This is a genomic window from Archangium violaceum Cb vi76, from assembly GCF_000733295.1.
Lineage (GTDB): Bacteria > Myxococcota > Myxococcia > Myxococcales > Myxococcaceae > Archangium > Archangium violaceum.
In genome coordinates this window covers 31,295-40,520 of sequence record NZ_JPMI01000392.1, presented here as the reverse complement: position 1 = coordinate 40,520, position 9,226 = coordinate 31,295, and the positions used below count along the sequence as shown (strand labels likewise).

Below are 9,226 nucleotides of genomic sequence, written 5' to 3'. Positions count from 1 at the left end.
GTGCGCGGGCCACACGCCCTCCTCCACCAGGGGCAGGCCTCCGGCTTGGCCGAGTTTCACCATGACGTCGCGCTCGCGCCAGGCCCAGCGCGCCGAGCGCGGCAGGAAGAGGAACTTCACCGCGTACTGGCGGCCCTGGCGCGAGGCGCGGAAGACGGTGCCCTGGCCTCCAGTGCCCAGCTTCGCCTCCAGCGTGTAGCCGGCCACCTCCAGGCCCGGCCGGGGCCGCCAGGGCGAGGCCTCCTGCAGCAGGGCCTCCATGTCCCCGGGCCCCCGCTGCGCCTCACCCCCACTGCGTGTGTCGGCTTCGCTCATGCGCACCACCTCCGAGGTGGGCCAGCCTACAGGACGGCTGAAGACTGGTGGGCGTGGGCACTCACCGGCAGGCGCACGGGTCGCGGGCCCCCAACGGGTGCGCCCCAGCGGAGACGCGCACCCCGGGCGGGTCACTCGTCATCATGACGAGCGAATACAAACTAATCCTACATATTCCATACACTTCAGTTGTCATGATGACGAGTGAGGGCCACTGCCCGGGGAGTGGAGTGAGGAGCCCGGCGACTCGTCGGCGGCCGAGCGGTGAAGAGGCGCCCCTGGGGACAGCCTGGGCGGATAGGATGGGGAAGACGGTTTGCCGCCGGAGACCCGCCCATGCGTCCGCGCTTCCTGGTGACCATCAACACCACAACCAGGTGCTCAACCTCCAGCGGGACGCCGCGAGCTTCTGCTCCCGCTTCGCCTTCTTCTTCGCCCACGTGGCCCCGGACGCCCCCAACGACGCCGCGCAGCAGTTCGTCGCCGCGCAGCCCCACGTCCTGGAGCTGTACCGGCTGTTGGATGGGTGGTGCCCAACCGAGGCGGGCCCCGTTCCCTCGGCGCTCGCCGAGCAGGCCCGTGCGTGCCTCGTGGCCTTCGGCCTGCCCCTCCCTGCGCCGGCCGCCTACCACTGAGGGCCCGCGAACCCTAACCGCACCGCCCGCACTAGTAGCTCCGATCCGCTTGCGGTGGGGGTCCTCTGTCCCTACTCTTCTCTCGTCGTCGTCCCCCTTCAGGGGTCCGCCGGAAGGTTCGGCTGTAGCTGCTTTCTCCCCATTCCTGGGGTCCACCAAAGCAACCGAGGCCGCGTTGTCCTCCCCGTTTACGTGGGGTTCCACCGCCTAACCGCACTGCCGACGACAGCCCCGGCTCCGAGGTCTCCTCGGGCCGGGGTTTTTCTTTCTCACGCCTCCGAACGCCCACCGATCTCGGGGAACCGCGCATAGGCTCGCTTGAGGGCCTCGAGGTGGGCGGGGTTGTCCACATCGAGCGGTGCCTCGCTGAGGCTCACCACCCACCCACCCGACGCCGTCCGCCGGGCCCGCGCCAGCAGCTCGGCATCGCGGGAGGGGTCCGGGAAGCCGATGGCCTCCGCAACCGCAGCCGACCAGTAGTTGATCCACCCAAGGTACCTGGGGACCTTGGGCGAGCGGATGTTCCACGCAAGCTTGAGCATCGGGAGGCCAAGAGGCGGCCCGTCAGGGTTCCCGAGCTTCGGCCCTACCTGCGCCGCGATCACCAATCTCAGGGGGCCGGGCGCCACGGTTCCCCACTTGGCGCGCACGCCTTCCGCGACATTCTCCAGCATGTCCATTGCCACAGCGACAACGCGCTCGTCCTGCGGGACGTTCGCGTGGACGAGAAGCTGTGGCTCACCACCCGGACTCGAGCGCGCGCTCTCTCTCCGCCCATCCATCGTGACGGGGTAGCTCTCGTCTCCATTGCACAGCATCCCGAACTCGCCATCCGTAGCCGACGCCGCCAGCCACGCCGCCCGCTCACGAAGCGCGACGGGCCGCCCTGCGTCCGAGACCCGCCACGCCAATCGCAAGCCGGGGAGTGCTCGCTCCATCCCCTCAACAGCCGCGAGCGGGCGCCCGTCGTCTCCGGTGAGCGCTGGCGCGAAGACGTGAAGATGCAACTCGGCTTGAGCGGTCATCATTTGCACCCCGTGACGACGATATCAAAGTTGTCGTCCACCTTTAGCAGCGCGGCCTTGTGGGCTTCACTGATTACCCCAACCCTGAAGGCATACCCACAGGCCTCCGCAATCTCCCGGTACACCGTGAGCTCCTTAATCTCCCTCTTGACCGTGATGTTCTTGAGGAAGTCGGTGTACCCGTCGAAGTACTCGACCTTGATCTCCCACAACACCCGCCCTCCCACCTGAAGCGCGTCGAAGCTTTTGCCCGCTACCTCCGCATCCTTCCCGGGCCAGCGGTTGGGCGGATACGAGTCGGCGCACCTGTTGTGGGCCTTGTTGCCGCCCTTGTGCGGCACCGGGATGGCCTCGCACTTGCGCTCGCGCTCCCTGTCGGTGGGCTCCGGGGCGGGCCCTGGCGGCCAGTCCTCTCCCTCGGGCTTCGACTTCGGACGCCGCTTCTTCTTGAGCTCCGGCGGAGCGGGCTTCGTCTCCGGCACGGGCCGCGCTTCCGGCACGGGCCGTGTCTCTGGCACGGGCCGTGTCTCTGGCACGGGCCGTGTCTCTGGCACGGGCCGTGTCTCCGGTACGGGCAGCGTCGGCGGCGGCCGCACCTGGGGGCGGCCCCGCTTCTCGTACGCCTCCAGCGCCTCTGAAATGGCGAAGCCCACCGCCACCACGCCCACGACGACCACCGCGCCCACGAGCAGCTCGGGCCCCGCGAGGACACATAGCCCGATGCCCACGGCCCCGGCGCCCGCAGAGGCGACCGAGCACCGTCCCGTGGTGTCCCTGAACCGCACCCGCTCATGGTCGAGCGCGTAGTAGCACTGCACCACCAGGTCGGCCCATGGCTGGCCCGCCGCCTCGACGACGCACCGGCCCCCATCCGTCCAGGGCAGCTTGGCCGCGCGCCGGAGGTTGGCGACCACCATGTCCTCGCCGGAAGCGTCCGACGCCGCCGCGGCGCCCTCCTGGGGCCTCACCGCACCCCGCCAGCTGCGCTTGCCGGTGAGCGTCCCGCCCATGGGGTAGCCCGTCGCGCAGGCGGCCTGTAGCGCGAGGACCACCAGCACCAATGCACGCGAGGCAAGCCACGGCCTACCCCGCGAGCGCCGCCGGGACGCGAGCTGCGTTCCGCCGCCTCCCCCCACCGCAGGACTCGGGTGCTTCTTCAACATGGCGCTGGCCCTCCCCAGGAGCATCAGCCCTTAAGGATAGGATGCGGGAAGGCCAACCATACAGAACGGGCCACCCACCAGCCCTGGAGTTCGCTCGGCGAGCCGCGGCGCCAGCGCCGCATTCGCCACTCAGCAACTGAGGGCGAGCAACAACCGCCACTCCGTCTCCGCGGACTCGGGTGCTTCTTAACAGCTTGTTGGCCCTTCCTCGGCGAGGAGACGGCCCTAGACGGACAGGATGCGGGCCGTCCAACCCTATGGGGGGGGAAGGGCCCGAAAACGCCAGGAATCTCGGCCAATTCTACTGCGCACCCTCTGGCAGTGAGCCGAAAACTGCCTACCTCGCGGGGCGGAATCGTCACCCGACTCAAAAAGTAAAAGAAAGAATTGCGCGCCGCACCGGCCATGCATATCCACTGAACAACCTTGTAGTGGAGGACAGCACAAATGGCAGACGATCCGAAGAAGACGGGCCCCGAAGATGCCTCTCGCGTCAACGTCAACCAGGAGCACGAGGTGGATTACTGGTGCGGGAAGTTCGGCTGCACGGCGGCGGAGCTGCGCGAGGCCGTCCGGGAAGTCGGCGTGATGGCCTCCGACGTGGAGGCGTACCTCAAGAAGAAGAAGAAGTAGGGCCTCCTCGCAGCGGCTCGCGGTAGCGGCGCTGGCGCTGGGGGACACGCTGGCGGGCCTAGCCCACCTCGTCTTCCACCCGGGCGAGAGCCTGGAGGGCCTGACGCGGCTGCCGGGAGCGGTGCGCGTGCTCTTCCAGAACGCGCCCGAGTACTGGGAAGCCTTCCGCCACAAGCCCCGGGGCGAGCAGGTACGTGAGGGCTCGCGGCTACTGGCCCATGTGCTGCTGACGGTGGGCACCTCGGGGGCGGGGGCGGTGAAGGCGGTGGGGTGGGGAGAGAAACTCGGCCGGCTGTCGGTGCCGCTGCTGACGCTGACGAAGCGGGGCGAGCTGGTGCTGCGGCTGGTGGCGGTGCCTGGGAACACCATGGCGGTGGCCGGCCAGGGGCTGAGCGTCGCCTGGGGCCTGCACCTGGCCAAGGTGGGGACAGGCGCGGCGGGTGGCGGCTGGGTGCCACCGGTGGGGGGGGCCGGGGCAGTGGGTGCCCAAGAACGAGCGGATGTCACCGCGCTCGCGTGCCTTCCAGCACCAGGTGACGAAGGCCCCGGCGGGCTGGGTGTACCGCGTGTGGCGCAACGGCGAGAAGGCCGACTTCGACGGCTTCGAACTGGACCAGCGAGTCCTGCAAGAGACCAAGGGCCTGGGCTACGACAAGCACTTCGACGCGAACCTCGAGCCCAAGGAATATTTCAAAGGTGCAGCCAGACTCGTCAGGCAGGCACAGCGGCAATGGCGAGTGGCCAACGGCATTGCCATCCGCTGGCACGTGGCGGAGCCCCGCATGGTGCCCATCCTCGAGAAGCTGTTCCGGGAAAACTTCATCACGGGTATTGAGGTGGTGTTCACTCCTCCACCCTGAGTCGAAGCCGTATGAGAGAGACCTATTACGCAGGCATTTGCTGGGGGGCGCGCAAGGATTCCGCCGAGGAGTGTGCCCGGCGGGCGGAGGCGTACTTCCACCTCCTATCTCGTTGCGACCCCATCTACACCCGCTGGTTCGAGCAGGCCGACTCACGCAAGAAGGCACTTCAGCTGCGGTTCGAGCCCACCGCCGAAACGTTTACGCGCTTCTTCAAGAAGAGGACGTACCAGGAGGGCCGGGATGGCTTCATGCTCTGGGTGTGGACGGGGCACGAGGAGGGGCACGGGGGGCTGGCCACCTTGCGCTGTGGCTCCGCGGCCGAATTTGTCCCAAACAACTGCCTCCTCTACCTGCCGAAGGAGGAGCCGGAAGAGGAGCGCGTCCTGCAGGTGGATGTGCTCGCCCAGGTGCTACGCGCCATGGTGCTGGCCTGGGAGCCGGACTGGGGGTTCATCACCTCCGGTGATTTCCGGGACAGCTTGTCGCCGCAAGGCATTGCAGGAACCTTCGTGGGCTGGTTGACGTACTTTTCTCGTCGCCGGGGGGAAGTGCCGCCCCTGCCGGAGCCGGTGCGGGTGCAACCGGTGGAGGACCAGGGCACGCTCCTGCTGCTCACCCCCGAGCGCCTCACCGCCTCCAACCCCGAGCACCTCGCCCTGGGCCAACGGGTCCAGGAGGTGTTGCACGCCAGGGGTCTGCTGGAGCCGGTCGTTTCCAGACGGCCCGCCACCTGAGACGACGGCGCTGTCCCTGCTACGGCCGCCCTCCTACAGCCCCTGCATGTCGTAGCTGGAGGGCACGTCCACGTGGAAGGCGAGGTCCACGGAGCGCTGCTCCGAGGGGGCCAGCGTCAGCTTCCAGGTGACGATGCCATCCATCTCCTCCACCGCGTGGCCGGGCGTCGTCTTCTTGGCGTCCAGCGTCACCGTGACGTCATCGAGCTCGGAGACGGGGATGTGCTCGGCCACCTCCACCACCTCGGGGCGCTGGCGGTAGTTGGCCAGGTTGAAGCGGTAGGCATAGTGGAAGCGGCGCCGGCCGCCGAAGAGTCCCTCGTCGCGGGCGATCTCCTGCACCACCACGCGCTCCACGCGCAGCGACTCCTCGAGGCCGAAGGTGAGCTGGAAGGCACCGCCCTGGGGCACCTGCTCCACCTGCTGGCGGCCAATGAAGCCGGAAGCACGGAACATGTCCACGGGGCCTGGCAGCAACGGGAAGGGCGCGCCGTTGACGAGGCTGGCCACGCGGAACACCACCGGGTGCAGCTTGGGCACGGTGCGCCAGACGAAGGAGGACTTCAGCTTCGTGCGCGCCACGCGCAGCCGCACGGCCGAGCCCTCTCCGGGTACCTGGGCCAACTCGGGCACCAGCAATTGCACGGAGATGCCCTGCGAGGCCGCCTGGAGCGCGCCCTCCGTTTCCCCCGGCATCTGCCCACCGGCCTGGGCGTGCTGCCGCACCTCTTCGCGGCGCACCAACACCTTGCGCTCGGGGCGGCGCTCCCAGGCCTTCAACGTGAGGGGCTTCAACTCCGGCGGTGTCGCGTTGTCCCGGGGCCGGGCGGTGGAGAGCGACAGCCGCCCCCCGCTCCAGTCCTCGCCGGTGGACTGGCTCACGGTGGCGAAGGTGGAGAGCTCCACCTGGCCCGCGGCCTCGTCGGCGCGCGCCTCGTAGGAGGGCGTCCAACCCGCGCCGCCCACCACGTACTGCAGCTCCACGCGGGCACGGCCCTCGGAGGGACAGGCCAGCCGCACCTCCACCCGGCGCTCCATGCGCGCGGCCGAGGCGGAGAGGAACGACTCACGGCCGCGCAGCGAGTCCAGCTCCCGCTGCACCTCGCGCATGCGGGCGGCCCGGGCGGACAGCTCGGAGGCGGCGCGCAACCGGGCGTCCAGCGCGGTGTCGAAGGCCTGGGTCCACGCCCGGGCATCCGGCTTCGGCTCGGTGAGCTCGCGCGCCACCCGCTTCACCGTCACCTCGGTGAGACTCTCACCCAACTGCTGCAGCGACTGGGCACGGGAGCGGGCGTCCACCAGCTCCGCCATCTCGCGCTCCAGCGTCTCGCGCTTCTTGCGCAGGGCTTCCAGCTCCGGGCCGAACTCCGCCTGGCGCGTGCGCTCCTCGGCCACGAGGCTCTCCACGATGGCGTCCTCGGAGCGGGCACGGAAGCTGGAGGGGTCCGCGGCGGGCGGTACGGACTCGAAGACGGCGAGCGGGCGGCCGGTGCAGGCCACCGTCTCCACGCGCGTCACCAGGGCGCGGTCCGGGTAGACGACGACGGAGGACACCTTCGCGGGGGCGGCGAGCGCCAGCATCATCAAGGGCAGGGTGTGCATGGTGGCTCCTCGCTACTGGGACTGCTCCAGGCGCCAGCCCTTGGGGTGGCGGACGGTATAAAGGAAGGACACCCCCTTCTTCTCCGAGGGTGGCACCGTCAGGCGCCACACCAGCGTGCCCCGGGCCGGGTCCTGTTCGGCATAGGGCTCGGTGCGCACCAGCTTCACCTCCACGTCCTCGCTGCGCGACAGCGGCCACTGGTCGTGGAGCTGCACCGGCAGGGGGAAGGGGTACGGGTTGGCCACCTCCAGGGTGACGAGGTACTCGGTGACGTCATCCTTGCCGATGAGGCCCTTCTCGCTCGTCATGAGCTTCACGTTGCGCACCGGGCGCACCGCGGAGTCGATGCCCAGGGGCAGGGTGAAGGGCTCGCCCGGAGACACCAGGGTGAGCCGGGCCTGGCCCGCGGGGTCCGCGCCGACGAAGAGCTGCGCGTCCCCACCGGGCATCACCTGGCGCGAGGGGCTGCGCAGCTCCGCCACCAGGAAGGCATTGGGCGTGAGGGCGGGGTACAGCTTGCGCTCCACCTGCACGGGCCACGTCTCGGTGAAGAGGGGCACACGCCGCTCGCCCTTGCCGCTGAGCACCGTCTCGCGGCGCTGCGAGGGGAAGGCCAGCGCATAGCCGCCCGCGAGCGAGGCGGGCAGACGCGGATCCACCACGGGCCGCCGCCAGCCCTCCGGGGGCGCGAGGCCCACGGGGACATTCTCCGCCACCGCGCCAGGAGCGGACTCGGCGAGACTCTCGAAGGATCTCGAAGCACCGCCCTTGCCGCCGGGCCGGTTCACCGCGATGCGCCGGACGAAGTCCTGATCGACGTTGACTCCGGTGCTGGTGGAACCGACGTCGACCGTCGGCGGCGCGGCGACGAGCGCGATCGCCTCGGACATACTCTCGGGAAGAAGCTCCACGTTCACCCGGATGGTGCGCTCCAGCCGCAGCTGGATCTCCGAGCGCGTCATCGGCTTGAACGACTCCTTGTCGAACCGCAGGGCATAGACCCCCGGCGGGAGCTGGGGGATGCGGTACTGGCCCTGGGCATCCGTCACGACGATCTGCTCGCCCACGAGGTTGGGCGAGACGGCCGTGATGACCACGTCCGCCATGGGCCTCTTCGTGTCAGCGGTCACGACGGTGCCGACGATGGTGCTGCTTCCCGACGAGGACTGGGAGCGCGACCGGTCCTCCGCATAGGACGGCGGCGCCGGTGCGGGAGCCGGCTGCGCGGGCGGGGTGGTCGCGGAACCGGCCTTGCCGATGAGCGAGAGCAGACGGGCGCGCATCCGCAGGTCCTCGTTGGGAGCCTCGGGCGGCTTGGGAGGAGCGGGCGGCGGGGCGCGCCAGGAGTCGGAAACGGAAGCGGGCGTGGGGATGAAGCGCTCGCGCTGGCCGATCTTCCAGGTGGCGAGCTCCGGCGCGGTGGTGGCGGTGGCGGGCAGGGCGGTGCTGAGCGTGAGCGCCGCGTCCTCCCAGTCCTCGCCGGACTCCTGGCTGACGCGTCCGGAGAAGGCCACCTGCACGCGGTTGGACTCCGGCTCGAGCCGCAGCTCGTAGGCGGGGTACCAGCGCGCGTTGCTGGTGACATAGGTGAGGGTGAGCGTCGCTGAGCCCTGGCCCGAGAGAGTGGGAGCGACCTCCAGGCCCCGGCGCCGGGGCTCGCCACCGAGCCGCCGCGCTTCCTGGACGTTGCGGGACAGCTCTCCGTCCAACGCCTCCTCGCGCTGGGACACCTCGCGCAGCTTCGCCTGGAGGCGGGCGGTGGTCTCCACCACGAAGTCGGAGGCGGCGCGCCAGCCGGAAGCATCGAGCCGGGATGGCCCCCGCGGTGCGCCCTTGGCGATGGGAGGCGGCTCGGTGGACGGCTCCTCGTCCGTGACGGAGGGGCGCACCTGGCCGAGCGCGGTGAGCTGAGCGGTATACGCCTCGCGCTCGGCGCGGACCTGGGCGAGCTGATCATCGAGCCGCTCCAGCGTGGTGACGAGCTTGCTGGCCGCGGTGGCGGGGAGGGCCTCGGACTCGACGGGGCGGATGTCCACCCGCGTCACCTCGGCGCCCTGGGCCTCCACGCGGATGGAGGCGGGGTCCACCGAGCCATACAGCGGGGGCAACTCCACGCGCTGGGTGCCGGAGAGGGCCACCCGGGCCGTGCGCACCACCCGGGCCCGATCGCTATAGACGGTGACCGAGGTGACGGGCGCATCCACCGCCGTGAGCCACAGCGAGCTCAGGACGGACAGTCCAAGAACGGGCATCCA

Annotated in this window: 8 protein-coding genes and 1 pseudogene; 4 read left to right on the top strand and 5 right to left on the bottom strand. The window is 70.0% G+C overall.

Annotated elements, in window-relative coordinates; genetic code table 11:
- Window positions 1-315, bottom strand: a pseudogene (locus tag Q664_RS48600) (hypothetical protein); the annotation flags it as partial.
- 302 nt (window positions 316-617) lie between these two features.
- On the opposite strand from Q664_RS48600, the gene Q664_RS48595 reads away from it, so the two are divergent.
- Window positions 618-950, top strand: a complete 333-nt coding sequence (locus Q664_RS48595) for a hypothetical protein (protein WP_152622797.1) — start codon at window positions 618-620, stop codon at window positions 948-950.
- A gap of 269 nt (window positions 951-1,219) precedes the next feature.
- Here the strand turns inward: Q664_RS48595 and Q664_RS48590 are convergent, their stop codons facing one another.
- Together Q664_RS48590 and Q664_RS48585 are read right to left on the bottom strand one after the other, a co-directional pair.
- Window positions 1,220-1,975: a DUF5953 family protein gene (locus Q664_RS48590; RefSeq protein ID WP_043413447.1), complete on the bottom strand. Its 756-nt coding sequence runs from the start codon at window positions 1,973-1,975 to the stop codon at window positions 1,220-1,222.
- A complete protein-coding gene (locus Q664_RS48585) occupies window positions 1,975-3,138 on the bottom strand; it encodes a DUF6310 domain-containing protein (RefSeq protein ID WP_235217173.1) in 1,164 nt (387 codons plus the stop codon). The genes Q664_RS48590 and Q664_RS48585 overlap by 1 nt, the downstream gene beginning before the upstream one ends.
- Window positions 3,139-3,585: 447 nt before the next feature.
- Here Q664_RS48585 and Q664_RS48580 point away from each other — a divergent pair, with 447 nt between their 5' ends.
- From Q664_RS48580 to Q664_RS48570, 3 genes are all read left to right on the top strand, one after another.
- Window positions 3,586-3,771, top strand: a complete 186-nt coding sequence (locus tag Q664_RS48580; protein WP_043413410.1) for a DUF3606 domain-containing protein — start codon at window positions 3,586-3,588, stop codon at window positions 3,769-3,771.
- A 482-nt stretch (window positions 3,772-4,253) separates the two neighbouring features.
- The gene (locus tag Q664_RS48575; protein WP_152622796.1) at window positions 4,254-4,631 is read left to right on the top strand and encodes a Tox-REase-5 domain-containing protein; all 378 of its coding nucleotides are present in this window, start codon (window positions 4,254-4,256) and stop codon (window positions 4,629-4,631) included.
- Between the two features lie 11 nt (window positions 4,632-4,642).
- Window positions 4,643-5,368 (top strand): immunity 52 family protein, encoded by a 726-nt coding sequence (locus tag Q664_RS48570; protein WP_043413405.1) that lies wholly within the window; start codon window positions 4,643-4,645, stop codon window positions 5,366-5,368.
- A 33-nt stretch (window positions 5,369-5,401) separates the two neighbouring features.
- On the opposite strand, the gene Q664_RS48565 is transcribed toward Q664_RS48570, so the two are convergent.
- Both Q664_RS48565 and Q664_RS48560 read right to left on the bottom strand, forming a co-directional pair.
- The gene (locus Q664_RS48565; RefSeq protein ID WP_043413403.1) at window positions 5,402-6,970 is read right to left on the bottom strand and encodes a mucoidy inhibitor MuiA family protein; all 1,569 of its coding nucleotides are present in this window, start codon (window positions 6,968-6,970) and stop codon (window positions 5,402-5,404) included.
- A gap of 12 nt (window positions 6,971-6,982) precedes the next feature.
- A complete protein-coding gene (locus Q664_RS48560) occupies window positions 6,983-9,223 on the bottom strand; it encodes a mucoidy inhibitor MuiA family protein (RefSeq protein WP_043413400.1) in 2,241 nt (746 codons plus the stop codon).
- Window positions 9,224-9,226 lie beyond the last annotated feature (3 nt).

What these genes read in the sequence shown, in the direction of transcription:
- Q664_RS48595 (WP_152622797.1), top strand. Translation starts at nt 618, where the DNA reads ATGGGGAAGACGGTTTGCCGCCGGAGACCCGCCCATGCGTCCGCGCTT.
- Q664_RS48590 (WP_043413447.1), bottom strand. Translation starts at nt 1,975, where the DNA reads ATGACCGCTCAAGCCGAGTTGCATCTTCACGTCTTCGCGCCAGCGCTC.
- Q664_RS48585 (WP_235217173.1), bottom strand. Translation starts at nt 3,138, where the DNA reads ATGTTGAAGAAGCACCCGAGTCCTGCGGTGGGGGGAGGCGGCGGAACG.
- Q664_RS48580 (WP_043413410.1), top strand. Translation starts at nt 3,586, where the DNA reads ATGGCAGACGATCCGAAGAAGACGGGCCCCGAAGATGCCTCTCGCGTC.
- Q664_RS48570 (WP_043413405.1), top strand. Translation starts at nt 4,643, where the DNA reads ATGAGAGAGACCTATTACGCAGGCATTTGCTGGGGGGCGCGCAAGGAT.
- Q664_RS48565 (WP_043413403.1), bottom strand. Translation starts at nt 6,970, where the DNA reads ATGCACACCCTGCCCTTGATGATGCTGGCGCTCGCCGCCCCCGCGAAG.
- Q664_RS48560 (WP_043413400.1), bottom strand. Translation starts at nt 9,223, where the DNA reads ATGCCCGTTCTTGGACTGTCCGTCCTGAGCTCGCTGTGGCTCACGGCG.